Source organism: Ruegeria sp. BC5, from assembly GCF_056539205.1.
In genome coordinates, this window is record NZ_JBQFUN010000001.1 from 635,298 (window position 1) to 660,003 (window position 24,706).

General features: G+C 55.9%; 28 protein-coding genes and 1 tRNA gene. 11 read left to right on the top strand and 18 right to left on the bottom strand.

Annotation, left to right across the window (positions count from 1 at the left end; genetic code table 11):
• Positions 1–7: 7 nt before the first annotated feature.
• The 5 genes from pstB (at position 8) to ACR0LY_RS03245 (ending at position 4,446) form a co-directional block, all read left to right on the top strand.
• The gene (pstB, locus tag ACR0LY_RS03225) at positions 8–805 is read left to right on the top strand and encodes a phosphate ABC transporter ATP-binding protein PstB (protein ID WP_170348716.1); all 798 of its coding nucleotides are present in this window, start codon (positions 8–10) and stop codon (positions 803–805) included.
• Between the two features lie 16 nt (positions 806–821).
• Positions 822–1,523, top strand: coding sequence for a phosphate signaling complex protein PhoU (gene phoU / locus ACR0LY_RS03230; RefSeq protein ID WP_058281268.1), 702 nt, complete (start codon positions 822–824; stop codon positions 1,521–1,523).
• A gap of 12 nt (positions 1,524–1,535) precedes the next feature.
• Positions 1,536–2,225, top strand: coding sequence for a phosphate regulon transcriptional regulator PhoB (phoB, locus tag ACR0LY_RS03235; RefSeq protein ID WP_170348715.1), 690 nt, complete (start codon positions 1,536–1,538; stop codon positions 2,223–2,225).
• A 111-nt stretch (positions 2,226–2,336) separates the two neighbouring features.
• A complete protein-coding gene (locus ACR0LY_RS03240) occupies positions 2,337–3,566 on the top strand; it encodes an acyl-CoA dehydrogenase (RefSeq protein WP_170348714.1) in 1,230 nt (409 codons plus the stop codon).
• Positions 3,567–3,678: 112 nt separating this feature from the next.
• Positions 3,679–4,446 (top strand): SDR family oxidoreductase, encoded by a 768-nt coding sequence (locus tag ACR0LY_RS03245; protein WP_170348713.1) that lies wholly within the window; start codon positions 3,679–3,681, stop codon positions 4,444–4,446.
• Here the strand turns inward: ACR0LY_RS03245 and ACR0LY_RS03250 are convergent.
• Positions 4,443–5,312 carry an acyl-CoA thioesterase gene (locus ACR0LY_RS03250; RefSeq protein WP_170348712.1) on the bottom strand — a complete coding sequence of 290 codons (870 nt, stop codon included), beginning with the start codon at positions 5,310–5,312 and terminating at the stop codon, positions 4,443–4,445. The genes ACR0LY_RS03245 and ACR0LY_RS03250 overlap by 4 nt on opposite strands.
• Before the next feature lie 48 nt (positions 5,313–5,360).
• Complete coding sequence (locus ACR0LY_RS03255; RefSeq protein WP_170348711.1) at positions 5,361–6,581, bottom strand: serine hydrolase domain-containing protein; 1,221 nt, start codon at positions 6,579–6,581, stop codon at positions 5,361–5,363.
• A gap of 164 nt (positions 6,582–6,745) precedes the next feature.
• On the opposite strand from ACR0LY_RS03255, the gene ACR0LY_RS03260 reads away from it, so the two are divergent.
• Positions 6,746–7,351: a 2-hydroxychromene-2-carboxylate isomerase gene (locus ACR0LY_RS03260; RefSeq protein WP_170348710.1), complete on the top strand. Its 606-nt coding sequence runs from the start codon at positions 6,746–6,748 to the stop codon at positions 7,349–7,351.
• Here the strand turns inward: ACR0LY_RS03260 and ACR0LY_RS03265 are convergent.
• Together ACR0LY_RS03265 and ACR0LY_RS03270 are read right to left on the bottom strand one after the other, a co-directional pair.
• Positions 7,348–8,370 (bottom strand): phosphotransferase family protein, encoded by a 1,023-nt coding sequence (locus tag ACR0LY_RS03265; RefSeq protein ID WP_170348709.1) that lies wholly within the window; start codon positions 8,368–8,370, stop codon positions 7,348–7,350. The two genes, ACR0LY_RS03260 and ACR0LY_RS03265, sit on opposite strands and share 4 nt — an antisense overlap.
• 14 nt (positions 8,371–8,384) lie before the next feature.
• Positions 8,385–9,203, bottom strand: coding sequence for an SDR family oxidoreductase (locus tag ACR0LY_RS03270; protein ID WP_170348708.1), 819 nt, complete (start codon positions 9,201–9,203; stop codon positions 8,385–8,387).
• 117 nt (positions 9,204–9,320) lie between these two features.
• Between ACR0LY_RS03270 and ACR0LY_RS03275 the strand changes: the two genes are divergently transcribed.
• From ACR0LY_RS03275 to ACR0LY_RS03285, 3 genes are all read left to right on the top strand, one after another.
• The gene (locus tag ACR0LY_RS03275; protein WP_170348707.1) at positions 9,321–10,334 is read left to right on the top strand and encodes an NADPH:quinone oxidoreductase family protein; all 1,014 of its coding nucleotides are present in this window, start codon (positions 9,321–9,323) and stop codon (positions 10,332–10,334) included.
• Positions 10,335–10,427: 93 nt separating this feature from the next.
• Positions 10,428–10,877 (top strand): type II 3-dehydroquinate dehydratase, encoded by a 450-nt coding sequence (gene aroQ, locus ACR0LY_RS03280; RefSeq protein WP_170348706.1) that lies wholly within the window; start codon positions 10,428–10,430, stop codon positions 10,875–10,877.
• Positions 10,874–11,629, top strand: coding sequence for a helix-turn-helix transcriptional regulator (locus ACR0LY_RS03285; RefSeq protein WP_170348705.1), 756 nt, complete (start codon positions 10,874–10,876; stop codon positions 11,627–11,629). The genes aroQ and ACR0LY_RS03285 overlap by 4 nt, the downstream gene beginning before the upstream one ends.
• A 386-nt stretch (positions 11,630–12,015) precedes the next feature.
• Here ACR0LY_RS03285 and tsf read toward each other — a convergent pair whose 3' ends face one another.
• The 5 genes from tsf to ACR0LY_RS03310 form a co-directional block, all read right to left on the bottom strand.
• Complete coding sequence (gene tsf, locus ACR0LY_RS03290) at positions 12,016–12,891, bottom strand: translation elongation factor Ts (RefSeq protein WP_170348704.1); 876 nt, start codon at positions 12,889–12,891, stop codon at positions 12,016–12,018.
• Positions 12,892–12,967: 76 nt separating this feature from the next.
• Positions 12,968–13,768 (bottom strand): 30S ribosomal protein S2, encoded by an 801-nt coding sequence (rpsB, locus tag ACR0LY_RS03295; RefSeq protein ID WP_170348703.1) that lies wholly within the window; start codon positions 13,766–13,768, stop codon positions 12,968–12,970.
• A gap of 166 nt (positions 13,769–13,934) precedes the next feature.
• Entirely contained in the window at positions 13,935–14,789 is an 855-nt protein-coding gene (gene olsA, locus ACR0LY_RS03300) for a lyso-ornithine lipid O-acyltransferase (RefSeq protein ID WP_170348702.1), read from the bottom strand.
• Positions 14,776–15,531, bottom strand: coding sequence for an L-ornithine N(alpha)-acyltransferase (gene olsB / locus ACR0LY_RS03305; RefSeq protein WP_170348701.1), 756 nt, complete (start codon positions 15,529–15,531; stop codon positions 14,776–14,778). Before olsB ends, olsA begins: the two co-directional genes overlap by 14 nt.
• A gap of 98 nt (positions 15,532–15,629) precedes the next feature.
• Positions 15,630–15,812: a DUF3553 domain-containing protein gene (locus tag ACR0LY_RS03310; protein ID WP_170348700.1), complete on the bottom strand. Its 183-nt coding sequence runs from the start codon at positions 15,810–15,812 to the stop codon at positions 15,630–15,632.
• 42 nt (positions 15,813–15,854) lie between these two features.
• Here ACR0LY_RS03310 and ACR0LY_RS03315 point away from each other — a divergent pair, with 42 nt between their 5' ends.
• A complete protein-coding gene (locus ACR0LY_RS03315; protein ID WP_254440172.1) occupies positions 15,855–16,451 on the top strand; it encodes a histidine phosphotransferase family protein in 597 nt (198 codons plus the stop codon).
• On the opposite strand, the gene ACR0LY_RS03320 is transcribed toward ACR0LY_RS03315, so the two are convergent.
• The 9 genes from ACR0LY_RS03320 to ACR0LY_RS03360 form a co-directional block, all read right to left on the bottom strand.
• A complete protein-coding gene (locus ACR0LY_RS03320) occupies positions 16,448–17,710 on the bottom strand; it encodes a glutamate-5-semialdehyde dehydrogenase (protein ID WP_170348698.1) in 1,263 nt (420 codons plus the stop codon). The genes ACR0LY_RS03315 and ACR0LY_RS03320 overlap by 4 nt on opposite strands.
• A gap of 46 nt (positions 17,711–17,756) precedes the next feature.
• Positions 17,757–18,863: a glutamate 5-kinase gene (proB, locus tag ACR0LY_RS03325; RefSeq protein WP_170348697.1), complete on the bottom strand. Its 1,107-nt coding sequence runs from the start codon at positions 18,861–18,863 to the stop codon at positions 17,757–17,759.
• Entirely contained in the window at positions 18,851–19,885 is a 1,035-nt protein-coding gene (gene obgE, locus ACR0LY_RS03330; protein ID WP_170348696.1) for a GTPase ObgE, read from the bottom strand. The genes proB and obgE overlap by 13 nt, the downstream gene beginning before the upstream one ends.
• 37 nt (positions 19,886–19,922) lie before the next feature.
• Entirely contained in the window at positions 19,923–20,459 is a 537-nt protein-coding gene (locus ACR0LY_RS03335) for a GNAT family N-acetyltransferase (RefSeq protein WP_170348695.1), read from the bottom strand.
• Positions 20,456–21,064, bottom strand: coding sequence for a LysE family translocator (locus tag ACR0LY_RS03340; protein WP_170348694.1), 609 nt, complete (start codon positions 21,062–21,064; stop codon positions 20,456–20,458). Before ACR0LY_RS03340 ends, ACR0LY_RS03335 begins: the two co-directional genes overlap by 4 nt.
• 93 nt (positions 21,065–21,157) lie before the next feature.
• The gene (gene rpmA / locus ACR0LY_RS03345; RefSeq protein WP_010440093.1) at positions 21,158–21,427 is read right to left on the bottom strand and encodes a 50S ribosomal protein L27; all 270 of its coding nucleotides are present in this window, start codon (positions 21,425–21,427) and stop codon (positions 21,158–21,160) included.
• A gap of 11 nt (positions 21,428–21,438) precedes the next feature.
• Positions 21,439–22,056, bottom strand: a complete 618-nt coding sequence (locus ACR0LY_RS03350) for a 50S ribosomal protein L21 (protein WP_170348693.1) — start codon at positions 22,054–22,056, stop codon at positions 21,439–21,441.
• Positions 22,057–22,266: 210 nt separating this feature from the next.
• Entirely contained in the window at positions 22,267–23,067 is an 801-nt protein-coding gene (locus tag ACR0LY_RS03355) for a DUF2059 domain-containing protein (RefSeq protein ID WP_170348692.1), read from the bottom strand.
• Complete coding sequence (locus tag ACR0LY_RS03360; protein ID WP_170348691.1) at positions 23,067–23,909, bottom strand: DUF2059 domain-containing protein; 843 nt, start codon at positions 23,907–23,909, stop codon at positions 23,067–23,069. Before ACR0LY_RS03360 ends, ACR0LY_RS03355 begins: the two co-directional genes overlap by 1 nt.
• Before the next feature lie 123 nt (positions 23,910–24,032).
• Here ACR0LY_RS03360 and ACR0LY_RS03365 point away from each other — a divergent pair.
• A tRNA-Ser gene (locus ACR0LY_RS03365) sits at positions 24,033–24,122 on the top strand.
• Positions 24,123–24,706: the final 584 nt, after the last annotated feature.

Below are 24,706 nucleotides of genomic sequence, written 5' to 3' on the forward strand. Positions count from 1 at the left end.
GCCCAAGATGAACCAGATGACAAGTGTGGAGAGAAACGTGGACTCCAAAAACATCAAGATCGCCGCGAATAACGTTCAGGTCCATTACGGCGATACGCACGCCATCAAAGACGTGAATGTTGAGATCGAGGACAAAACCGTCACGGCATTCATCGGGCCGTCGGGCTGCGGCAAGTCCACTTTTCTGCGGTGCTTGAACCGGATGAACGACACGATCGACATTTGCCGGGTGCAGGGCGATATCCTGCTGGATGGCGAGGATATCTATGACAAGCGCGTCGACCCAGTACAACTGCGTGCAAAAGTGGGCATGGTGTTTCAGAAACCCAATCCGTTCCCCAAGTCGATCTATGACAATGTGGCCTACGGTCCGCGCATTCACGGTCTTGCGAAAAACAAGGCGGAACTGGATGAAATCGTGGAAAAATCCCTGCGCCGCGGTGCGATCTGGGACGAGGTCAAGGACCGCCTGGACGCCCCTGGCACCGGTCTGTCCGGCGGTCAGCAACAGCGCCTGTGCATCGCCCGCGCTGTGGCGACGGAGCCCGAGGTTCTTCTGATGGATGAGCCATGCTCGGCCCTGGACCCGATTGCAACAGCACAGGTCGAAGAACTGATCGACGACCTGCGCGCGCGCTATTCTGTGGTGATCGTGACACACTCGATGCAGCAGGCCGCGCGGGTCAGCCAGAAGACCGCATTCTTCCATCTGGGCAATCTGGTGGAATTTGGGGAAACCGGGCAAATCTTTACCAATCCCGTCGATCCCCGCACGGAAAGCTACATCACCGGCCGGATCGGCTGAACACAGGTATTCAGATATGAGCGAACAACATATTGCATCCGCCTTCGACCGCGACCTAGAAGCCATTCAGGCCCATATCATGAAGATGGGCGGTCTGGTCGAAGCCGCCATCATGAACTCGGCCCGGTCCCTTGAAACACGCGACGAGGAACTGGCTCAGCAAGTTCGTCAAGGTGACAAGGCCATCGACGCTCTGGAAGAGTTGATCAACGAAGAAACCGCCCGCCTGATCGCGCTGCGTGCGCCGACCGCCAGCGATTTACGTCTGGTGCTGTCAGTTCTGAAGGTATCTGCCAACCTGGAACGCATCGGCGACTATTCCAAAAACATCGCCAAGCGCACCACGGTTCTGGCCAGTGGGGGGGATATCAACGGCAGCGCGGCTGCCTTGCGTCGTATGGCACGCGAGGTTGAACGCATGCTGCGCGACGCACTGGACGCATATATTCAGCGTGATGCCGAACTGGCCGCCGAGGTGATCGACCGCGATGAAGAGGTCGACCAGATGTATAACGGTCTGTTCCGCGAATTGCTGACCTTCATGGCCGAGGATCCGCGCAATATCTCGTCCTGTATGCACCTGCATTTCATCGCCAAGAACATCGAGCGTATGGGTGACCACGTCACCGCGATTGCCGAACAGGTCGTGTATTTCGTCACCGGCGAGCGCCCGACCGAGGCGCGCCCGAAAGCCGATATAACCTCTCAATCCGCCTAGGAGTTCAGACGAATGTCCGCTGATCAACCAACCGTTCTGGTGGTCGAGGATGAACCGGCCCAGCGTGAAGTGCTGGCCTATAACCTCGAAGCTGAAGGGTTCCGCGTATCCAAGGCCGCCAATGGCGACGAAGCCATGCTGTTGGTCGATGAGGAACAGCCTGACATCATCGTATTGGATTGGATGATGCCGAATCTCAGCGGGATTGAGGTCTGTCGCCGTCTTAAAATGCGCCCTGATACACGCGCAATTCCGATCATCATGCTGTCGGCGCGTACGGAAGAGATCGACAAGGTGCGCGGTCTGGAAACCGGCGCAGATGATTACGTGGTCAAACCGTATTCGGTGGTAGAACTAATGGCGCGGGTGCGCACGCAACTGCGCCGGGTCCGCCCGGCAACTGTTGGTATACGTCTTGAATTTGACGACATCATTCTGGACGCGGAAACGCACAAGGTGAGCCGTAACAGCAAACCATTAAAGCTTGGCCCAACCGAGTTTCGCCTGCTGAGCACATTCATGGAAAAACCCGGCCGCGTCTGGAGCCGCGAGCAACTGCTTGACCGGGTTTGGGGCCGCGATATCTATGTCGATACGCGCACCGTAGACGTCCATATCGGTCGGTTGCGAAAAGCACTGACGCAGCATGGCGGTAAGGACCCGGTTCGAACCGTTCGCGGCGCCGGTTACGCTCTGGGTTGAAGATCGGGGCAGGGGTATGAGTTTTGCTCATAGTCAGATGCCAAACTCTTACTGTCTTTTGCTGAAAGGCCGGGTTAGTTTGCCGCGAAGCTGATTGAGCGGAGAAGCACCATGAACGCCCCTGACACCAAGCCAACTCTGCGCGCCAAAGATGCGCCTGATATGGGTAAATTCACATGGGATGATCCTTTTCGTTTGTCCGATCAACTGACGGAAGACGAACGTATGATCGCCGCCAGCGCCAACGCTTATGCGCAGGAAAAGCTGCAACCAAGGGTGACCAAGGCCTATCAGAACGAAGAAACCGACCCCGAGATTTTCCGCGAAATGGGTGAAATGGGCCTGCTGGGCACCACGATCCCCGAGGAATACGGCGGACTGGGGGCAGGGTACGTGTCCTACGGTCTGGTCGCGCGCGAAGTCGAGCGTGTAGATTCGGGCTATCGCTCGATGATGTCGGTGCAAAGCTCATTGGTGATGTACCCAATTTATGCCTATGGCAGCGAAGAACAGCGCCGGAAATACCTGCCGAAACTGGCCAGCGGTGAATGGATCGGGTGTTTCGGTCTGACCGAGGCTGATGCAGGATCGGATCCGGCCGGTATGAAAACCCGGGCCGAGAAAATAGACGGCGGATACCGTTTGACCGGCAGCAAGATGTGGATCTCGAACTCTCCGATTGCGGATGTGTTTGTGATTTGGGCCAAGTCAGACGCCCATGACGGAAAGATCCGTGGCTTTGTCTTGGACAAAGGTCTTAAGGGACTGAGCGCTCCGAAAATTCAGAACAAGCTGAGCCTACGGGCGTCGATCACCGGCGAAATCGTTTTAAACGGCGTCGAGGTCGACGAAAACGCGCTGTTGCCGCATGTACAGGGGCTGAAAGGTCCGTTTGGTTGTTTGAATCGTGCACGCTATGGCATCAGCTGGGGCGTAATGGGGGCGGCTGAAAACTGCTGGCACGCCGCGCGCGAATACGGGTTGGATCGAAAACAATTCAATCGTCCGCTGGCGCAGACGCAGCTGTTTCAACGCAAGCTGGCAGACATGCAGACCGAAATCTCATTGGGCTTGCAGGCAAGCCTGCGCGTTGGCCGTCTGATGGACGAAGCGAATGCCGCACCCGAGATGATTTCGATCGTCAAGCGCAACAACTGCGGCAAAGCGCTGGATATCGCGCGGATGTCGCGGGATATGCACGGCGGTAACGGTATCTCGCTGGAGTTCCATGTCATTCGCCACATGGTCAATCTTGAGACTGTGAATACCTATGAAGGGACCCATGATGTGCATGCGCTGATCCTGGGGCGGGCTCAAACCGGGTTGCAGGCATTCTATTAAGGTTAGCGTGTAATTGGTATTATGGTAAAAAGATGATATGCCTGATATGCAAATTACACCATTTTAACAATGGATTACGACGGTTCACTGAACCGTCGTTTGAATAAGCTGAATGGAACTGCGCGGAAAAACTGTGGTTGTCACCGGTGCCGCTCAGGGTATTGGCAAAGGTCTGGCTGAGCGGTTCGCCAAAGACGGTGCCACTGTTGTCTGTTCAGATATCGACCAGCGCGGCGCAAAATCCGTGGCCTCACAAATCGGAGGTCACGGACTGGCATGCGATGTGTCGAGCGAAGACGATATCAAAACTCTGATCAACACTGTTGAAAACGAAATTGGACCCATTGATCTTTTCTGTGCCAATGCCGGTATTCTGACACTTGGCGGTCTGGATGTTCATGACCAGGATTGGGATCGCATCTGGAAGATCAATGTCATGTCCCACGTCTGGACCGCGCGCCATATGGTGCCGCGTATGGTTGCGCGTGGCGGTGGTTATATCATGATCACGGCGTCTGCGGCTGGATTGCTAAATCAACCCGGCGCTGCACCGTATGCCGTCACAAAGCATGCGGCAGTCGGATTTGCCGAGTGGCTGTCAATTACATACGGCCAGAAAGGTTTGCGTGTGTCCGTTCTATGCCCACAGGCGGTTCGCTCCGAAATGACGCGCGGGCATGAAACTTCGGTCGCTGCAATAGACGGCATGTTAGAGCCTGAAGAAGTGGCTGATGCCTGTCTTTCAGCTATTCAGTCCGAGCAATTTCTGGTCCTGCCGCATCCCGAAGTTCGGGATTACATGCAACTTAAAGCTGGTGACTACGATCGCTGGCTGTCCGGAATGCAAAAGCTAAATCAGCGGTTTATCAAAGACACCTAAGGTTTGTGCCGCGCCTTGCGCATCAGACCTTCCTGCGCCACCGAAGCGACCAGTGTGCCATCTTGGGCATAAATGGACCCACGATTGAAATTGCGCCCCTGCCCGCTCCAGGGAGAATCCATTGCGTATAGATGCCAGTTTTCGAAATGTATCGGCGCGTGGAACCACAAAGCGTGATCCAGGCTTGCTCCGTTGACGTCTCCGGCAAACCAACTAAGCCCATGCGGGCGCAGGCCGGACGTCATCAGGTACATGTCAGACGCATAAGCCAGAATCAGATGTTGCGTCACCGGATCAGTTCCGGCGGCAGCTTTCATGCGAAACCAGATCTGGTTTCGGTCGTCTGATTTTTCGGGGGAAAATAGATTTTGGTGATCCACTTCGCGCACCTCGATTGGACGTTCTCGCAGCAGTTCGTCGCGTAATTTTTCGGGAACCTGGTCCACGTATCTTTGGCGCAATTCCTCGCGGGCCGGATAAGCTTCGGGTGCTTTGGTCTGCGGCATGGCGTGCTGGTGATCCCATCCTTCGTCCTGAACATGAAACGAGGCTGACATGTTGAGGATTTGCTTGCCATGCTGGATCGCAACGACGCGACGTGTGGTCATGGAGCCTCCATCTCGTGCTCTATCGACTTGATATATTACAGGAATTGACGGATCGCCGGCACGGATGAAATAGGCATGCAGCGAATGGCACAGTCGATCTTCGACGGTTCGATAGGCCGCTGCCAGAGCCTGCGCAATTACCTGTCCACCGAATATGCGGGTTGGTGTTTCACCACCCGATCCGGTGCCACGAAACAGGTCGACCTCAAGCCTTTCGATGTCCAAAAGGTCAAGAAGAATACGTTCTGCTTCGGTCATGTTGCGGTCTCCGGGTGTTTTAAGTCTTGGGTATCAGCGGTCAGAACGTCATTCAATCAATGCCCCGAGGACAAGCGCCTTTAGCTCTGCCCGCGATGGGTATGAACTGGAGGGTGACAACTGGGTGAAGAAGACTGTGGTCAGGTCGTTGACCCGGTCGATCCAAAAGTATGTCGACGCCATTCCGCCCCAGCCAAAATCCCCCAATGAGCCTGGCACACGGGTTCGACCGGGGTTTATCACCACAGCACCGCCCAAGCCGAATCCGGTACCCTCCATTGGCTGTTCTGCGAAACTTTGCGGACCCATCGCGGCGATGTCGCCTGGCAAATGGTTGCGCATCATGTAGTCCACAGTTTTGGGACCTAAAATGCGGTGTCCCGCGCCCTGCCCGCGATTTCGCAACATCTCCGCAAACCGTGAATAGTCGTCGATCGTGCCAACCAAGCCGCCGCCACCCGAAAACGTCGTAGCGTTTTCGAACGGAGACCCTTTGGCCTGATCAACCAGCCGCAGGGTCTCGGCACCGGTTTGTGCCGAATTCAAGGCCATCGCGTCCCCGGCCAACGGAGTGTACAGCGACGCAAACCGATCCCCTGCCCCTTTTGGCACTGAAAATCCGGTGTCCTTCATTTCAAGCGGTTCAAGAACTTCCGTCGCGAAAAACTGATCCAGGGTTTGGCCCGAAACAACCTCGATCACGCGGCCAATAACGTCGATGCCCACGGAGTATTCCCAGCGAGCCCCCGGTTGGAACGCCAGAGGCAGAGCAGCGAGGTCGCAAACGCGGTCGGCCAAAAGACCCTGATCTGGTTTGAACATAAGGTCCTGTTCATCCATCGCTTGTGGCAGCACTCCGGGGTTGAAGGGATAGCTGAACCCACTTGTATGCGTCAGGAGTTGATGCAGCGTCGGCGTAGGTGCGTCTTCGGTTTGATCTAGCCGCGCGGCCCCCGGAATCAGTGCCTGCATTTTGGAAAATTCTGGCAGAAATTCTGATAGTTGCGCATCGAGGTGAAACAAACCCCGCTCGGCCAGCATCATCAGAGCGACAGTGGTGATCGGTTTGGTCATTGAATAAATGCGCACAACTGTATCGCGCTGAAAATCCAGATCATCTTCAACGCTTCTTTTGCCGCAGGCGTTGAAAAACACCTCGGAGCCCTTGTGTTTCACCAACAGGGAACTGCCCGCGTATTTTCGCTCTTCGACATAACGCTGCATCCAGTCGGCAATGCGGCTCAGGCGGTTCGTGTCGAAGTTTGTCATTGATGAATAACCCTTTGGTACATGGGTGCGATCTTGCGGGCTTACGTGCTGAATTGACAGGGAAATCGACCACACGGACTGCAAGCCTGTTACACTAAGGTCGTAGCGGATTCGCTTGTCACGAGTTGGTTCATTTCCAGTGTTCAAATTCTCGGAGGAGCAACATGGCGCAACATATAGATTTCGTTTATGATTTTTGCAGTCCCAACGCATTTTTGGCGTTTAAGACCTTGCCGGACTTGGCAGGCGAACACGGTGTGCAGGTGAACAATGTGCCGGTCCTGCTGTCGACGGTTTTCAAGGTGACCAACAACCAAAGCCCGTTTCAGGCCTTTTCGGAAAACCGTCAGAAATCGGCCTATCTGACTCATGATCTGCATCGATTTGCTCGCACGCGGGGCCTGAGCTTTCACATGAGTCCTCATTTTCCGATTAACACCAAATTTGCCATGCGTGGGGCTGTGTTTGCGTCCGGAAAACCCTGGGAAGACAAATATATGAACGCTGTTTTCGATGCGATTTGGGTGCATGGTCAGAAGGTCGATGAACTGGGTGTTCTGTCGGAAATCATGCAAGAGAACGATCTGCCAGCGCGTAAAATACGCGAGGCGATGACCAGCGTCGACATCAAGCAACAATTGAAAGACCAGACCAAGGCTGCCGTAAAACGCGGTGTGTTCGGCGTTCCCAGCATGTTTGCGGGGTCCGAGATGTTCTTTGGCAAAAATAGCCTTGGAAATCTTGGGTTGGAGCTGTCAAAGACGCCTTAACCTTCTATCGCGACCAGCCCGTGGCGTGCGAACATCGGAACATACGACCCAAGGATCGTCGCCCGTTTCGGATCGGATGCATTCCCGTCCTGCGCGCGTTTGAAGACCCCCTGCAAAATCGCGGCCATACGAAAGAAGTTGAAGGCCAGATAAAACCCGAAATTGTCGATCCCGGAAAGGCCACGACGCTGGCAATACTGATCGATAAATGCCTGATCTGAGGGCAGGCCTAGACTTGCCCGATCAATTCCTGCCAGACCCCTGCCCTCGGCACCCGGCGGCATCTGCCACTGCATGATCACTGCCGCCAAATCTGCATACGGATGCCCGATCGTCGACAATTCCCAATCCAGAACCCCGATGCACTGTGTGCCGTCTTTCTCAAACATCAGATTGTCGATACGGTAATCACCATGCACAAGCGTTCTTTGGCCGTCATCTGCGGGTATCGAACCTTCAAGGGCGGTCATCAGCGCATCTATCTCGGGGATATTTGCGGTCTCAGAGGCGCGATACTGTTTGATCCAGCGCGCAATCTGGCGTTCAAAGTAGTTTCCGGGCGGGCCATAGTCAGATAGTCCGGCGGCATCGATATCCACCTCGTGGAGGGCGGCCAGTACACGGTTCATTTCATCCAGCACGGCGCTGCGAGTGGCATCGGTTTCCCCGCTCAATGTAGGTTCTAGAAATACGCGCCCTTCCAGATGCTCCATAACATAAAAATCCGACCCGATGACATCGCCATCCTCGCACAGCAGGTACATTTTCGGGACCGGTACGGCACTGTTGGCCAACGCGCTTTGAACACGGAATTCCCTATCCACCGCATGGGCAGATTTCAATAACGCACCCGGAGGCTTGCGACGCAGAACATAAGACTGATCGGGGGTCTTCAGCAAAAAGGTCGGGTTGGATTGTCCTATCGCAAACTTTCTCGCCTGCAACGGCCCACAAAAGCCCGGAAGATGCGACTTGAGGTACGCATCCACAGCCGTCAGATCCAAACTCGTACTGTCCATCTACGCCTGAATCCTCACAAAGCTTCGGCAAATATGTTCCCGGCCGTCTCGACGTTGATCCCACCGGACACCGGGATCACTGCACCGGTGACATAGCTGCCGCCACGACCGCATAGGAATAGCATACAGCCGGCAATATCCTCATCACGCCCAACCCGACCCAAAGGAACCGAGTTACCAACCCTTTCGCGTGTCTCTTCATCGGCCGTGGCAAAGGCAGTCATCTTCGAGACGAACGGCCCCGGTGCCAGCGCGTTGACCGTGATGTGGTAGGGCGAAAACTCCTTGGCCATGATCTTGGTCAGGTGCAGCACTGCCGCTTTCGAAGCCGAGTAGCTATAGGCCCCATCGCCCATCGGCACCTCACCCATGACCGAACCGACATTGACCACTCGCGCCGGGTCGTCAACTAAGCCAGACTGCATCAGCATCGGCAACAGTTTTTGGGTCAGCTCGAACAAGCCCGCGACATTGACCGACATAACTTTATCCCAGGCCTCATGTGGGAATTGTCCCATCGGCGCACCCCAGGTTACGCCTGCATTATTCATCAGGATATCAAGGCGATCTGTTCGCTTGTTAACCTCGGATACAAGCGCCGCGATTCCATCTTTGGTTGCAACATCACCGCCGAACCCTTCGGCATGACCGGGCGCATCCAAAGCGTTCAGCTCAGCCGCAACGGCTTCGCAGGCGTCTGCCTTGCGGGATGCGATCAGAACACGCGCCCCTGCCCGCACCAAAGCCTCGGCCGCCATTCGCCCGATGCCTGTTGCGCCGCCGGTGACAAGCGCGGTTTTGCCTAGCAATGAGAATAGCGTGTCAGGGGTCATGGTCTGCTCCTCAGTACAGTAGTTGTCGACACGTTGGAGAAATGGTTGATTTCTTGACAACTCATTGGTCCGCGCCAAAGCTCCTCATATCCGAATAACAGGGATAACGGGATTAATATGCAAGCTTTACTCAGCGTCGCGCCGGGCGGGCCAGATACACTAGAGCTGACCAGCCTGCCTGATCCGGTACCGGGTAAAGGCGAATTGCTGATCGGGGTTAGGGCCGCAGGCGTTAATTTCCCCGACACACTGATCATTCAGGACCTCTATCAGATCAAGCCACCCCGCCCCTTTGCGCCGGGCGGTGAAATCGCCGGGGACGTTCTGGCCATTGGCGAAGGTGTGACCGGGTTCAACGTTGGAGACCGTGTTCTGGCGCTGACCGGGCATGGCGGGTTTTCAACACATCTAACAATCCCCGCTGCAACCGCCATTAAATTCCCAGGCTCGATGCCATACGAGGATGCGGCCTGCTTTGTCTTTACCTACGGCACGTCTTATCACGCGTTGAAAGACCGCGCTGCCCTGCAGCCCGGGGAAACCCTGTTGGTGCTGGGCGCTGCCGGGGGGGTCGGGTCTGCTGCGATCGAGTTGGGCAAGGCCATGGGCGCACGTGTGATCGCCGCAGTCTCCTCGTCCGACAAAGCGGATTTTTGCCGAGATTTGGGGGCGGATGAAACGCTTATCTATTCCCTTGAGATGAACAAAGAGGCACAAAAAGAATTCTCATCGGGAATCAAAGATTTGGCAGGGCCGTTAGGTGTAAATGTCGTTTATGATGCTGTGGGTGGAGATTATGCGGAACCTGCGCTGCGTAGTATGGCCTGGGCCGGGCGATATCTTGTGATCGGTTTCCCGGCGGGCATTCCCAAAATACCTCTGAACCTGCCATTGCTGAAAAGCTGCCAAATTGTAGGGGTTTTTTGGGGCGCATCGGTGCTGCGCGATCCTGTAGGCCATTCAAAAAATGTGAGTGATTTGTTCAAGTTATACGTCGATGCTCGTATAAAACCGCGGATCAGCGCCAAGTATCCGTTCGACCTTGCCTCCAAAGCTCTGACTCATCTGGCCAACCGTTCTGCCCTTGGTAAAATCGTGGTGACAATGCCTGCAAGGGCTGAACATGATTGACGGTTTCTTTAATCGCTCGCCCTATACGCGCGTTGGCCGGTGGACATTCCCACCTGTTCGCGTTTAAGAAACTGGTATGGGAACAGTGAAATAATGCACAAAGCTCTGATTTTGAATGGCCCGAACCTGAACCTTTTGGGCACCCGACAACCCGAGGTTTATGGAAGCACCACGCTGGAGATGGTTGAGAATCTGTGCGTAAGCCACGGATCTTCCATCGGTCTGGACGTGTCGTGCTTTCAGTCAAACCACGAAGGTGCCCTGATTGATGCCATCCACGCGGCCAAGGGGGATCAGGACGGCATTGTTCTGAATGCAGGTGCTTATACGCATACCTCAATCGCCCTGATGGATGCGATTGCGTCCGTTGAACTTCCAATGATCGAGGTCCACCTGTCCAACATCCATGCCCGCGAAGAATTCCGGCACGTGTCCTATATCTCGAAGGTGGCGATCGGCCAGATTTGTGGCTTTGGCCCGCAAGGCTATGTGATGGCTCTGGACGGATTGGCGGCGCATCTGAAAGGCGGGTCGACTGCATGAAGCTGAGCGAATACCTGCACTTTCTCAGCTATACCAAAACTTTGGAAGAGCTTTGGGACGCCCATTGCCGTCAGATGGCCGAATACGGGTTTGATCGGCTGATCTATGGCTACACCCAATACCGCACCGAGACATCGCTGGGTGATCCAGAGGATTTCGTGATTCTGACCAATCATGGAAAGTCCTATCTGGATGGATTCCTTCGTGGTGGCCTGTATTTTCATGCTCCGATGTTGAAATGGGCGCTAAGCAACGAAGGTGCCGCCAGTTGGAATATCGCCCAGGATTTGGTGTCCAACCGCGGATTAACGCAGCAAGAACTGGACGTTCTGGAATTCAATCGAAAGCACGGCGTTGCGTTCGGATATACGGTCAGTTTCACCTCGGTTTCGATGCGTTCCAAGGGGGCGATTTCCCTTTCCGCCGGAAATGCGACCAGCCAGGACGAAGTGGATGCGATGTGGGATGAGCATGGTGACGATATCCTGCTGATGAACAATGTTGCGCATCTTAAAATCCTCACCCTGCCCTATAACGCGCCGAACCGAGCGCTGACCAAGCGCCAGCGTGAAGCGTTGCAATGGGTCGGTGACGGCAAGACCACCCAGGACATTGCCCTATTGATGGGGCTGACATCGGCTACGGTCGAAAAACATTTGCGATTGGCGCGCGAGGCGTTGTCGGTGGAAACCACCGCTCAGGCCGTTCTGAAGGCGTCACTACAGAATCAGATGTTCGTTATGGAGGTCTAAGGTCCGAGAATTGACGCTTAGGAGCGTCAATTTACCCTAGGTAAGGAAATCATGACTTTCCAATCTGGGGGGCTGGTTGCAAAGTGAGAGTGTTCCGTGAGTGGTGGCTTTAGCCAGGGAACATTTGGTTGGATCTTTGTAATACCAAGGCTCTCCAATCGCTCTGACATAAAGGCGCCTATTTGTCCGCGTCAGTTTGTCGGAATTTTGAGGGGCCTCGACCATCCCCATCATGCGGGGCCCCTCATACCTTTTCAGAAAGGTTCAGGACGCGAGTGCGTCCTTTTTTATTGGCTAATGGCTTGAGTGGCCTAAACAAACCGGCCACGACTAGCGCGACCGGTTTCTTTGGCTCCCCGAACTCTGCAGAGTTCGGGAGTGCTTTTTTAGCCTTGTGCGGCTTTGGCAACTTCTGCTGCGAAGTCTTCTTTTTCGACAACGATGCCTTCGCCAACTTCCAGACGGACAAAGCCGGTGATGGTTGCGCCTGCCTCTTTCGCCGCTGCTTCAACGGTCAGGTCAGGGTTCACAACGAAAGACTGGTTCAGCAATGTGGATTCCGCGACGAATTTCTTCATGCGACCAACGATCATCTTTTCGATCACCTGCTCCGGCTTGCCGGATTCGCGGGCAATGTCCATCTGAACCTGCTTTTCTTTTTCAACAACAGCCGGGTCCATGTCTGCCTCGGACAGGGCCGCCGGGTTCACGGCTGCGATGTGCATTGCAACTTGTTTGCCGATGGCTTCATCGCCGCCAGACAGAGCAACCAGAACACCGATTTTGCCCATGCCGTTGGTGGCCGCATTGTGGACATAGGACACAACAGTGTCGCCCGACAGCTTGGCCATACGACGGACCGACATGTTCTCACCAATGGTGGCGATTTTGTCGGTCAGGGTGTCCGCAACATTCTTGCCACCCAGATCAGCAGCCAGCAGCGCCTCGACATTGTCGACGCCTTCTGCGGCATACGCGATCTTGCCAACCATTTCCTGGAACTCGGCGTTTTTCGCGACAAAGTCGGTTTCCGAGTTCACTTCGACAGCAACACCGTTGCCACCGTTGACGTGAACAGCGACCAGACCTTCTGCAGCGGTACGGCCCGATTTCTTGGCCGCCTTGGCCAGGCCCTTGGTGCGCAGCCAGTCAACGGCTTCGTCCATGTTACCTTCGGTTTCGGTCAGCGCTTTTTTCGCGTCCATCATGCCTGCGCCGGTCGAGTCGCGCAGTTCTTTAACCATTGCTGCTGTGATTGCCATCTCTTGGCTCTCCTCAATTCAAACGGAATTGGGGCAGGTCTACCCTGCCCCATATGTCATTTAGGTGACGGGCAGCTTACGCTTCGGCTTTGGCTTCCGGCGCGGCTTCTTCTGCGGGTGCTTCTTCCGCAACGGCTTCTTCAACCGGAGCTTCTTCGAACGCACCCAGATCAACGCCTGCTGCACCCATCTGCGCGGTCATACCGTCCAGAGCGGCCCGTGCGGCCAGATCGCAGTACAGCGCAATCGCGCGCGCCGCGTCGTCGTTGCCGGGAATGATGTAATCAACACCGTCGGGCGAGCAGTTGGTGTCGACAACGGCCACAACCGGGATACCCAGTTTGTTGGCTTCGGCGATGGCCAGTGCTTCTTTTTTGACGTCGATGACGAACAGCAGATCAGGGACGCCGCCCATTTCGCGGATGCCGCCCAGCGAAGCCTGCAGCTTGCCCTGGTCACGTTCCATGCCCAGACGCTCTTTCTTGGTCAGGCCCTCGGCACCCGATTCCATGGCTTCGTCGATCTGGTTCAGACGGTTGATCGACTGAGAAACGGTTTTCCAGTTGGTCAGCGTGCCACCCAGCCAGCGGTGGTTCATGTAGTACTGAGCCGACTTTTCAGCTGCTTCAGCGACGGGCTGAGCTGCCTGACGCTTGGTGCCGACAAACAGAACGCGGCCACCTTTTGCGACGGTGTCACGAACGGCTTGCAGAGCCTGATCCAGCATCGGAACGGTCTGAGTCAGGTCCATGATGTGGATACCATTGCGCGAGCCGTAGATGAACGGGCCCATGCGGGGATTCCAACGCTGTGTCTGGTGACCAAAGTGAACGCCAGCTTCCAGCAGCTGACGCATGGTGAACTCGGGAAGAGCCATGCTATTTTCCTTTTCCGGTTTACGCCTGGGCGGGGGTGAAAGAAGCAGATGCTCCAACCGGCGGTCTTAATGAGGATGTCTCCCTCAAAAAGCCCAAACCCCGCCTGCGGGTTTGAATGGCGCGCGTATACGGCAGGTTTTCGGCTAGCGCAAGGGCTTTTCGCCCTTATTTTTCAAGCCCTGCCAGTGCGTGCGCGTGGCGCACGGCCTCTTCACAATATGCGGCCAGCGCCTTGCGGCTTTCGAAATCGCTAACCTTGGCCGGTGCATGATAAATCAATTCAACCGCACCCTGCCCGCGCGCACCCAGCGTTTTCAAAAGGTGTGGGGCGAAATCCATATCTCCCCACCAGCCATAAAACCGGTCGGGTTGCCCTTTGGGCGCGTGATACACAACCGAGACTGGCTGCACATACATGAAATCTCGCAATTCATCTGCGAAGAACGCGGCGAAAAGAGTTGTTTTAAAAGGTAAAACACGCTGCCCGTCGGTCGACGTCCCTTCGGGGAAAAACAGCAGCTTATGACCAGCTTTCAAGCGAGTTTCGAATATTCTTGTCTGTTCTCTTGCTTTCTTGCGGTCCCGCTCGATGAACACGGTTCCTGTTGCACGGGCAAGCCAGCCGATACCGGGCCATTTGGCCACCTCGGCCTTGGACACGAAATAGACGCGCTTGCGCGCATTCAAGGCGAAAATGTCCAGCCATGACGTGTGATTTGCAACCACAGCGCCGCGCTGTTGCATCAATTCGCCCGAGGTTCGAAACCGTATCCCGAGGATCCGAAACGCATTGCGGCAGACAAATTGCGAAATAAACGGCGTTACGGGGCGGCGCACGCCGTACAACGGACGCTCGATCAAGCGCACCACCAATAGAACTAGCAAACCTCCAAACACCAATACGGCCAGTGGTAATCCGCGGAGAAAAACCAACATCCACCCCACCAACCCCAGTTTGATGGGGTCTGGTTCATCCTCGCTGTTCCAAAGCGGTTCGTTCACCAATTTATGCCCCGCCATAGATGCGTTTCTGCCGCTCGTTCATGCGGGCCGTATCGAGGATCAGGCAAACATCAGTGGTGTTGAATGAATGGTCGATGAACGCGCCTTCTCCCACGAAACCCCCTAGGCGAAGATAGGCCTTGATCAATGCCGGAACCTGAACCATCGCAGCTCGGCGATCCAGATCGGCGGGCGCAACAAGATCCATGGAGTTAAATACTTCTGGTTGTGCCCTCACCCTCAAATCAGGCGGCGCGAGATGGTTGTGATGCAGCATCGACAAGGGCTGCGCCAATTCCTGAACATCCGTTCCGTGAAAGCTGGCGACACCGAACAGAACTTCGATCTCACGCTCATTTACATAGGCCGCCAATCCGTTCCACAGATGATACATCGCAGTGCCCCCGCGATAGTCACGGTGGACGCATGAACGGCCGAGCTCCAACAGCTTGCGACCGCTTTGCTTCAAAACAGTCAGATCGTATTCATCTTCGGAATAAAACTGCCCCAGTTCTGCAGCACGTTCGCCCGGTAATAGCCTGTAAACGCCAACAACTTCGCTTGTCAGGTCGTCTATCGCCAGCATGTGATCAAAATACGGATCGAACTTGTCGCGCTCCAGTCCGGCGTCATGATCCACCATCTCTCCGCCACCGCCCAGTTCGCGAACAAACACGTCATAGCGCAGCCGTTGGGCAGCGCGCAGTTCGTCCTCGGTCTGTGCAAGTTTGACGGTAAAGGAAGGGCCTGCGTCCGGCATTGATGGTTCCGTTCTTGTTTGCGCGCTGATACCGCAGTTTCCGTAGGGATGGCAACAAGAGCGGATTTGCGGGGCCGTTAACCTTTCCTAAACCAGTTTCACAGATCAAAGACCGGCATCAGGGCGATGCGCGTTCCGTCAATCACCACTTTCCCCTGCTCGCGAAAGTTCACGGTGATCTTGCCCCCGATGTTGGACTGCACCTGTCCAACGCCCCAATCGGGGTAATCGGGGTGGCGGACGTACATGCCCGGTGCAAGAATAGCATTAAGGTCTGTCATGCGAGGGCTCCGGTCCGGCGGCAGATGCAGCAGGAGGTACGCATGAGCGACACCACAGTCAACCTGGCCGAGTTGATCGGGTCCCGGATCTGTCACGATTTGATCAGCCCCATCGGGGCGATCACCAACGGTCTGGAGCTGCTTGAGATGGTTGGCGCAGTCCAGGGGCCTGAGATGGAACTTATCTCGGGCAGTGTTGGCAGTGCCGGGGCGCGGATTCGGTTTTTCCGCGTGGCGTTTGGTTCAGCCAGCGATCAGCCTTTGGGCCGAACCGAGGTCTCGGAACTGTTAAAGGATGTCGAACGCGCAGGCCGCGTGCGCGTCAACTGGCACCTGACCGAGGCGGTGCCGCGTAATCAGGTCAAACTGGCATTTCTGGCGTTGATGTGCTGCGAAAACGCCATGCCTTTTGGGGGCGAAGTGACCATCGATCAAAATGTTGAAAGCTGGACGGTCACAGGATCAGCCGACAAGCTGAATGTGGATAATGACCTTTGGAAGAATCTGCCGACAGGGCGATACCCCAATAAAGTCACGCCCGCACAGGTGCAGTTTGCTCTTTTGCCAAAGACTGCCACGTCGGTGGGGCGGCGGGTTGCGGCGGAAACCACCTCAACCCGCGTTGTGATCCGGTTTTAAGACCGGGTCGTTCCATTCCCGCGCACAAGATACTGAAAGCTGGTCAGCTGCGCCGCACCCACCGGGCCACGCGCATGCATCTTACCGGTCGCAATGCCGATCTCAGCGCCCATACCAAACTCACCCCCATCGGCAAATTGGGTTGAGGCATTGTGCATCAGGATTGCACTGTCGAGCCGTTCAAAGAATCGTGCAGCGGCGGTCTCGTCCTCGGTCATGATGCAGTCGGTATGGTCCGAGCCATTGAGGCGGATATGTGCGATGGCTTCGTCAATATCAGCGACCGGTCTCGCCGCTATGATACTGTCGAGGAATTCTTTGCCCCAGTCATCGGCCGTCGCAGCCACGGTGCCATTCTGGGCCAGCGCGCCTTCGGCGTGAACCTCAACACCTGCGGCCATTAGAGCGGCGATAACGTCGCGTCCCAGTGTTTCCACCACATCCTGATGAATCAACAGGCATTCGGCTGCGCCGCAGATTCCGGTCCGCCGGGTTTTAGCGTTCATCACCACGTTCAGCGTTTTCTGCGGATCGGCGGCTTTGTCGATGTAGATATGCACGATGCCTTCAAGATGTGCGAAAACAGGTACACGCGCCTCGCGCTGCACTAGCCCCACCAGGCCTTTACCCCCGCGCGGGACGATAACATCGACATAATCCGTCAGGGTGAGCAATTCCTGAACCGCAGCGCGGTCTCGCGTCGGCACCAGTTGGATGGAATCCTCGGGCAGGTTTGCGGCCTTTAGCCCTTGGACCAGACAAGCGTGGATGGCGCCCGAAGAATGAAAGCTCTCGGACCCGCCACGAAGGATCACCGCGTTGCCCGATTTCAGGCACAGCGCGCCAGCATCTGCTGTCACATTGGGGCGGCTTTCATAGATCACACCGATCACACCCAAAGGCGTACGCACACGCTGGATATGCAGACCCGAGGGCATGTCCCATTCGGTTAACACCTCGCCCACAGGATCAGCCTGATCCGCGACCGTGCGCAGCCCGTCAACCATGCCCTGAATGCGCGCCTCGTCCAGCATCAGGCGATCCATCATTGCCGAGCTCAGACCTTTTTCACGACCGAATTCCAGGTCTTTCTTGTTGGCCTCGATGATGTCGGCACGGTTGGCCCAAACCGCATCAGCGGCGGCGATCAGGGCTGCATGTTTCCGTTCGGCGCTGGCAAAAGCCAATTCGGCCGAGGCTTTCTTGGCGCGTTTTCCAAGATCGGCCATCAGTGTGGGGATGCTGTCGAAATCCTTCATCTCAGGTGCCTTTCGGTCGGTCTTTTGGTGTTCTAACATCGCTCGGCTACCGCGCCAAATCGTCTCGATGGATCAGCACGGCCCTGCCCGGATAACCCAGAGTTGCCTCGATTTCCGAGGACTTTCGCCCCTTGATCGCGTCTGCTTCTTGCGCGGTATAGCGGCTGAGGCCCTGTGCCAAGCGTCGCGCTTCTGGGTCCAGAATGGCCACAGGATCGCCACGGCCAAAGTCTCCGGTCACTTCGACGATCCCGGCAGGCAACAGGCTTTTACCGTTGCCAAGTGCCCGGGCTGCGCCGGCGTCCACCACGATTTCACCACGCGGTTTCATCGCCGAGATCCACCGTTTCCGGGCCGCATGTGGGTCCAGGGTCGCGGTGAACCAAGTGCAATTCGCACCGTTTTCAAGTAATTTCAGAGGGTTCAGCGGCGATCCTTCAGTAATCGCCATATCACACCCGGCGGCTGTCGCCATCTTTGCAGCCAGCAGCTTTGTCTTCATTCCGCCTTTGGACAGGCCTGACCCTGCGTCACCCGCCATCTGTTCGATCTTAGGCGTAATTTCTTCGATCACGTCGTAACGCGTGGCCGAGGCGTCCTCATTCGGGTTGCCGGTATAGAAACCGTCCACGTCAGATAGCAGTATCAACTGATCCGCGCCCACCGTGACAGCGATCTGTGCGGCCAAGCGATCATTGTCGCCATAGCGGATTTCATCCGTTGCGACCGTATCGTTTTCGTTGACGATAGGCACGACACCCAAACCCAGCAAAGTTTCAAGTGTCGCGCGTGAGTTCAGATAGCGGCGGCGGTCAGCGCTGTCCTCCAACGTCACCAAGACCTGCGCGGTAGTGATCTTATGCGGCGTTAACGCCTCCTCGTACGCGCGAGCCAGCCGGATCTGACCTACAGCAGCGGCAGCCTGAGATTTCTCCAGCGGCAAAGCCTCCATCGGCAAGCCCAAGACCCCGCGACCCAACGCGATAGACCCGGATGACACCAAAATGACGTCCGTTCCCTGCCCCTTTAGCCAAGCTACGTCCTGCGCCAAGGAGTGCAGCCAGTCCGAGCGCAAAAGGCCCGTGTCCCGATCCACCAGCAAGGCGGACCCGATCTTGACCACCAGACGCTTGGCTGAGGTCAGGGTTGCCACGTCTTCGCCTCCTCAACGGGCTTTTGCCGCAGGCGGTTTTCGTCAATCTGGGTACGCAATGCGCGCAGAACCTCGGTCACGCCCAGATGCGCAACACCGGACATTGTCATGACGGGGCCGCCGACGGCCTCTTCCAGCTCGGCCTTAGCCGCTTCGCGTTCTTCGTCATCCAGTGCGTCGACCTTGTTCAGCACCGTAATGCGAGGTTTCTCAGCCAGTTCGCCGCCATAAGCCTCAAGCTCGTGAATAATGGTCCGATAGTCATCAGCCACGGTCTCAGACGTTCCATCGACCAGATGCAGCAGAACGGCGCAGCGTTCCACGTGACCCAGAAAACGATCTCCGATCCCACGGCCTTCGTGGGCGCCTTCGATCAGGCCGGGAATGTCAGCCACGACAAACTCGACGTTATCAACGCCGACCACACCCAGGTTCGGGTGCAGCGTGGTAAAGGGATAATCCGCAATTTTCGGACGGGCGTTGGATGTTGCGGCCAGAAAGGTCGACTTTCCAGCATTGGGCATGCCCAGCAAGCCCACATCGGCGATCAGTTTCAGCCGCAGCCAGATGGTGCGGTCGATCCCCGCCTGCCCCGGATTGGCCCGGCGCGGGGCTTGGTTGGTGGCAGATTTGAAGTGCAGGTTGCCGAAGCCGCCATTGCCGCCTTTGGCCAGCAAAACCCGCTGACCGACCTCAGTCAGATCGCAGATGACGGTTTCTTCGTCTTCGTCCAGAATCTCGGTACCAACCGGCACCCGCAAGACAATGTCGTCGCCGTCCTTGCCGGTGCGCTGCTGACCCCGACCGGGTTGACCGTTCTTGGCAAAGAAATGCTGCTGATAGCGGAAGTCGATGAGGGTGTTCAACCCGTCAACGACCTCGGCCCAGACAGATCCGCCCTTACCGCCATCACCGCCATCGGGACCGCCGTATTCGATGTACTTTTCGCGCCGAAAGCTGACGCAGCCGCCACCTCCGGCCCCGGACCGGATGTAGACCTTTGCAAGATCGAGAAATTTCATGTGTGTCCCCTACTGCAAAGGCCCCATCGGCCACAAGTCAGAGTTTCTTAGTATACGTCCAGGTGGGCACATTCGCATCACGCGCCACCGAATAGGTTTCGGCATCACCCAGATATTCAAACCCGCAATGGGTCAACACCCGCGCCGAGGCCGGATTGTCCTGAAAAACGCTGGCAAACATGGTGGCGTTTTCCAACGGGTTGGCATTGACCAGCGCTTCGACCGCCATCGAGGCAACACCCGTGTTCCAATAGACCGGCGCGACCCAATAGCCCACCTCGGACTGGTTGCGATCCAGACGCGTCAGCGAGATCAGGCCGATCAGCTCGGGGCCGCCATCTTTGGTGGCGTCCATTGCCCAGACGTCTTCATCGCGTACTTCGGACATCGCGCGCGTCACAAAAGCTTCGGTCGAACCCGGTGGCAGCGGATGTGGAATTGCTGTGGTCATGCGCGCCACGCGCTCATCACCTGCATAATGTTCAATGAGACCCAAATCCGACCGGCGCAATGGTCGCAGATCGAACCGCTCGGTTTCAATGACCGGCTGGTTTATTATTGCCTCAAGCTTCATGAGTGCGTTCCTCCTCCGAACAACACGAATAACACGGACGCAACGGTGAGACTGGCTAACGTCCACATCAGATATTTTTCAATTGGCCGTCCTTCAACCGCGTGGGCAATTCTATCGCCCGCAAATGTCCAAATTGGATGAAGAATGACCTGACAAAACAACAAACAGAGAGCAATCGTTACTGTGGCCTCAATACTGGGCGTCCCTGCCGCCACAAACCCGGTAAACCCTGCAATGATCATCGCCCAAGCCTTTGGATTTAAGGGATGAACGATCAAACCAGCCAAGAACCCGGGTGCTTTGCCATCAGCCTGCTGACGCGACAGGCGTGTGTTGGCGATCTTCCAGGCTAGCCACATGATATAGGCTGCTGACACGTATTTCAGCACTGTAAATACGCCCGGAGCCTGATCGGCCAGTTGCAGCAGGCCAAAGCCCACAGGCCAGATGATCAATTGCTTCCCTACAATGACGCCCCCGACAAACGGAAGTGCCGCCCGAAAACCATAGCGCGCACCAGTTCCCAACAGGACCATATTGGCCGGTCCTGGGGTGCCGACCTGACTGGCGGCGAAAATCAGGAAACTTGTGGTTGCGACGGGCATAGGTGCGTTCAATCAAAACTACGTTAAAACGAGAAAGGGGACCGGCATTTTCTGCCGGTCCCCCAAGAATTTTCAAACCTTATGGGTTTCGGCTTACTCTGCGGCCTCCGCCACTGGCAGGACCGAAATAAAGGTGCGGTTTTTGAGGCCTTTGTGGAACTTCACAGCGCCGTCGACAGTTGCAAAGATTGTATGATCTTTGCCCATGCCTACGCCTTCGCCCGGCCAGAACTTGGTGCCGCGCTGACGCACGATGATGTTGCCTGCGATGGCGGCCTGGCCACCATACAGTTTCACGCCAAGGCGGCGACCAGCTGAGTCGCGACCGTTACGGGAGGAACCGCCAGCTTTTTTATGTGCCATTCTCTCTCTCCTTAGCCTTTAGCCAGTTCTTTGGCCTGCTCAACCCATTCGGGTTTCACTTTGATGGTGTCGATAGCAGCAATCTGCTCGTCCGACAAGGCGGCCAGAGCGGCAAAGCTCTCGATACCGGCGTCGGCCAGCTTTTTGGCGGCGGCGGGACCGACACCGTTCAGGGCTGTCAGATCATCAGCGGCAGCAGCAGCGGCAGGTGCCTCTGCTTTGGCTTCAGCTTTCTTGGCAGGCTTTTTCGCCGCCGGAGCAGCTTCGCCAGCAGGTGCCGAACCAGTTGCAGCTTTGATGCCCGATTTGTCAGCGCCCGATGCCAGGATGTCAGTGATTTTGACCAGAGTCAGTTTCTGACGGTGGCCAACGGTACGCTTCGAGCTGTGCTTACGACGACGCTTGACGAAGTTGATGACCTTGTCACCTTTGATCTGTTCGATCACTTCGGCCTGAACGCCTGCGCCTTCAACGAAGGGTGCGCCAACAACCGGTGCGTCACCGCCCAGCATCAGAACATCGTTGAATTGAACTTTTTCACCTGCGTCGGCAGCCAGCTTTTCAACACGGAGCACATCGCCCGCCTGAACCTTGTACTGCTTGCCGCCAGTCTTGAGGACCGCAAACATGCGTCTTTCCTTTTCTAAACCGCGTTCTGTGGTCCCCGTTTGGGTGTTTTGGCTTTCGCCACCTCGAACAGCGCGCCCTTTTTCCGGGCTGTGTGACGACCCGTGGGAAAAGCCCTTTGGGTCAATAATAACGAGACCCGGCGCGGAAGAACCGGCCGGGATGCGCGCTTATCCAAAGATTGCGGGGGAAAGTCAACATCAAATGCGACGCTAAAGGTCCGATCCTTTCAGCACCTGAGCGACCGCCTGACCCAGCTGATAATAGATCGTGTCGAACATCCGGTTAAAGCTTTCAAACAGGGCCGTGTTGATCGCTTTGCCCGTTTCAGTGCGTGAAAAGGCGATGTTCTCGCGCATTTGACTGTCGGTCAGTGGTTTGTAGGCTAGCAGAAAGAAGGAATACAGCCACGTTCGGGTGTCTTCGGTCATGCTGTCTTTTTCCTCAAGCAGCTGTGCCAAAAGCTCCCCGTCGTCTCCGCCAACCCCCAGGCTCATCCCACGGAAAAAATTGTAATCTGCACTGATGGAGTTATGCACATTCTCGTCAATCAGGTTGTTGACCTGAATATACTCGTCGACCAGCCGATATAGCTCCGTGCTGCGATCTCCGTTTCTGTAGACGTCCTGTGCCATTTCTTCGATGGCTTCATCTGCCAAGGCGACACGGGCGGATAATTCCAGCGAGGTGATAGCCTGCCCTAAATCGCTTTCGAAAAACAGGATGGCGCGGTCCATCTGGCTTTCGGTCAGGGTTTCCGCGAACACACTTTCGACCTGATCACGCATTCTGTCCGCGTCGTAAATCCGGTCTACCTGATCCAGAAAGACCGGGCCGCCATTGTTGTTCAGAAAGGTTTGCTGAAGGTCCTGCCCAAGTGAACTGCCTTCGTCCCGCAGGATGTCGATGACCGCGTCCACTTGCAGGGCCTGCATAAGTTGTTCGACCTTTTCCTCGGCCTGCAAAGGCGTGGTCCAAACGAACAACGCCAGGAACGTCGCGATAAAACGCATCAGATATCCTGTGCCGGGTGCAAGTCCGCCATCCGAGTGGCAAGAATTTCGAATTTCATGGCCATGATTTCATATTGAACGGCATTCAGCAGTTCATAGACCTCTTGCATAAGCGGCTGTTCTAGCGCATCGGCATAAGCGTTCACATCGGCATCGGAAAAATTCTGATACGTATAGGCAGCCCCGGCCAGGGCCGATAACTGCAACGCCTGTCGCATGCTTGTTTCGTTCTGGCGCATCATGAGGCGCAGTTGATCAGCATCCAACTGAAGATCAATTACCCCCGAAGCACTGGCGGCCAACAGAAACCGCAGTTGAATCTCTTGCAGGGCTCGCAAGGCTGTCCCGCTTGAATCAATGGCCCTATTCATGCGTTTGAGGCTTTCAACACGATGCGAACCGTCCTTGATCAACTCGGCCACGATCTCTTGACCCTGCTGCTGCTTGGCCTCGTCATCATCCAGCATATGCGAGGCGTTTTCCGCTTCGACCAGACGCTGCCCCAGGTCCGAGGCGTAAAATTCCACTGCATGAAGCAGCGCCTCGTCTCTGAGTGTCTGCTCCAGAATCGACACGGCGGTTTCATGCATGTCTTCAGTGTCGAATACTTCTTCGGTCAGTCGGGCCCAATCGGAGCCGAAACCATCCGGGTCTATGCCCAGCATCTGCGGCGCCGACGCAGAAGAGAGCGCGATACTTTCCAGCGCCACGTCAAAACCAGTTGTAGTCAGAAACGCTTCGATCCTGTCTCGCCCGGCGGCAAAGGACGACACAGGCGCCATGGCCAGTGCCAGAAGCAACAAGAATAGGGTCTGAGCGGAGCGGCGAAGAGAATAAGTCATACTTCAAAGCCTAGGCGTTTTGTGCCGTCTGGCAATGGAAAATCCCGTCATAGTGAATTTCGGGAATTTTCTGCTTGCACCCCCGCGCGTTCCTCACTAAATCCCCCCCTCACAGACCCCCGCGGAGAGGTGCCGGAGTGGTCGAACGGGGCGGTCTCGAAAACCGTTGTGGGTGCAAGCCCACCCAGGGTTCGAATCCCTGTCTCTCCGCCACTATCTTTTTGAAATGGAAAGCTAATAATAGAAATTCAGGGTGTAGTGTGCTTTCTGCCCTAGTCGACAGGTACGGCCATAGGTGTCCTACTGCGCCCCATTTTAGGACTTCCGGCCATGCCAATTACGGCCCTTTGGCGCAGACTATGACACATTGACACCCTTCCAAGCCGCAATCAGGCAAACGAAATAGAGATCCTGCGTCTGCGGGATCCCTTTTGAATGTTGCGGGGTTAAAGGCTTCAGCGAAAGCCGTTGTCGCTGTTCTGCCTTAACCTGAGCGACTTTTTCCTGTGTCAGATATCTCAGGTAGTAACGGCCTGTGGCAATTCGTTTGTGACCGCTGCAGTAAGACATGCCTCGCGTAGAGCGGTCTGAGTTGTCACTCTTTACGAAGGATCCGATATAGACACCAAAATCCTGTCAAGCTCGCTGTGAACTGGCTCCCATCCCGTGGCTAGTTTAAGAGCGCTGACATCCGCACAGATCTTTGCGATGTCACCAATACGTCTGGGCGTGTAGACCGGTGTGATCGAAGGCGCATGGCGGGCGTTACTTATTTAACTCCCCTTCCCGACCAATAT

What these genes read in the sequence shown, in the direction of transcription:
- ACR0LY_RS03255 (WP_170348711.1), bottom strand. Translation starts at nt 6,581, where the DNA reads ATGACAAACTTCGACACGAACCGCCTGAGCCGCATTGCCGACTGGATG.
- ACR0LY_RS03315 (WP_254440172.1), top strand. Translation starts at nt 15,855, where the DNA reads ATGAGCGACACCACAGTCAACCTGGCCGAGTTGATCGGGTCCCGGATC.
- pstB (WP_170348716.1), top strand. Translation starts at nt 8, where the DNA reads ATGAACCAGATGACAAGTGTGGAGAGAAACGTGGACTCCAAAAACATC.
- ACR0LY_RS03245 (WP_170348713.1), top strand. Translation starts at nt 3,679, where the DNA reads ATGGAACTGCGCGGAAAAACTGTGGTTGTCACCGGTGCCGCTCAGGGT.
- ACR0LY_RS03340 (WP_170348694.1), bottom strand. Translation starts at nt 21,064, where the DNA reads ATGCCCGTCGCAACCACAAGTTTCCTGATTTTCGCCGCCAGTCAGGTC.
- tsf (WP_170348704.1), bottom strand. Translation starts at nt 12,891, where the DNA reads ATGGCAATCACAGCAGCAATGGTTAAAGAACTGCGCGACTCGACCGGC.
- ACR0LY_RS03360 (WP_170348691.1), bottom strand. Translation starts at nt 23,909, where the DNA reads ATGACTTATTCTCTTCGCCGCTCCGCTCAGACCCTATTCTTGTTGCTT.
- rpmA (WP_010440093.1), bottom strand. Translation starts at nt 21,427, where the DNA reads ATGGCACATAAAAAAGCTGGCGGTTCCTCCCGTAACGGTCGCGACTCA.
- olsB (WP_170348701.1), bottom strand. Translation starts at nt 15,531, where the DNA reads ATGCCGGACGCAGGCCCTTCCTTTACCGTCAAACTTGCACAGACCGAG.
- ACR0LY_RS03265 (WP_170348709.1), bottom strand. Translation starts at nt 8,370, where the DNA reads ATGGACAGTACGAGTTTGGATCTGACGGCTGTGGATGCGTACCTCAAG.
- ACR0LY_RS03270 (WP_170348708.1), bottom strand. Translation starts at nt 9,203, where the DNA reads ATGACCCCTGACACGCTATTCTCATTGCTAGGCAAAACCGCGCTTGTC.
- ACR0LY_RS03320 (WP_170348698.1), bottom strand. Translation starts at nt 17,710, where the DNA reads ATGAAGGATTTCGACAGCATCCCCACACTGATGGCCGATCTTGGAAAA.
- rpsB (WP_170348703.1), bottom strand. Translation starts at nt 13,768, where the DNA reads ATGGCTCTTCCCGAGTTCACCATGCGTCAGCTGCTGGAAGCTGGCGTT.
- ACR0LY_RS03285 (WP_170348705.1), top strand. Translation starts at nt 10,874, where the DNA reads ATGAAGCTGAGCGAATACCTGCACTTTCTCAGCTATACCAAAACTTTG.
- olsA (WP_170348702.1), bottom strand. Translation starts at nt 14,789, where the DNA reads ATGGCGGGGCATAAATTGGTGAACGAACCGCTTTGGAACAGCGAGGAT.
- ACR0LY_RS03355 (WP_170348692.1), bottom strand. Translation starts at nt 23,067, where the DNA reads ATGCGTTTTATCGCGACGTTCCTGGCGTTGTTCGTTTGGACCACGCCT.
- obgE (WP_170348696.1), bottom strand. Translation starts at nt 19,885, where the DNA reads ATGAAATTTCTCGATCTTGCAAAGGTCTACATCCGGTCCGGGGCCGGA.
- ACR0LY_RS03250 (WP_170348712.1), bottom strand. Translation starts at nt 5,312, where the DNA reads ATGACCGAAGCAGAACGTATTCTTCTTGACCTTTTGGACATCGAAAGG.
- ACR0LY_RS03350 (WP_170348693.1), bottom strand. Translation starts at nt 22,056, where the DNA reads ATGTTTGCGGTCCTCAAGACTGGCGGCAAGCAGTACAAGGTTCAGGCG.
- ACR0LY_RS03260 (WP_170348710.1), top strand. Translation starts at nt 6,746, where the DNA reads ATGGCGCAACATATAGATTTCGTTTATGATTTTTGCAGTCCCAACGCA.
- ACR0LY_RS03310 (WP_170348700.1), bottom strand. Translation starts at nt 15,812, where the DNA reads ATGACAGACCTTAATGCTATTCTTGCACCGGGCATGTACGTCCGCCAC.
- phoB (WP_170348715.1), top strand. Translation starts at nt 1,536, where the DNA reads ATGTCCGCTGATCAACCAACCGTTCTGGTGGTCGAGGATGAACCGGCC.
- ACR0LY_RS03240 (WP_170348714.1), top strand. Translation starts at nt 2,337, where the DNA reads ATGAACGCCCCTGACACCAAGCCAACTCTGCGCGCCAAAGATGCGCCT.
- phoU (WP_058281268.1), top strand. Translation starts at nt 822, where the DNA reads ATGAGCGAACAACATATTGCATCCGCCTTCGACCGCGACCTAGAAGCC.
- ACR0LY_RS03275 (WP_170348707.1), top strand. Translation starts at nt 9,321, where the DNA reads ATGCAAGCTTTACTCAGCGTCGCGCCGGGCGGGCCAGATACACTAGAG.
- ACR0LY_RS03335 (WP_170348695.1), bottom strand. Translation starts at nt 20,459, where the DNA reads ATGAAGCTTGAGGCAATAATAAACCAGCCGGTCATTGAAACCGAGCGG.
- aroQ (WP_170348706.1), top strand. Translation starts at nt 10,428, where the DNA reads ATGCACAAAGCTCTGATTTTGAATGGCCCGAACCTGAACCTTTTGGGC.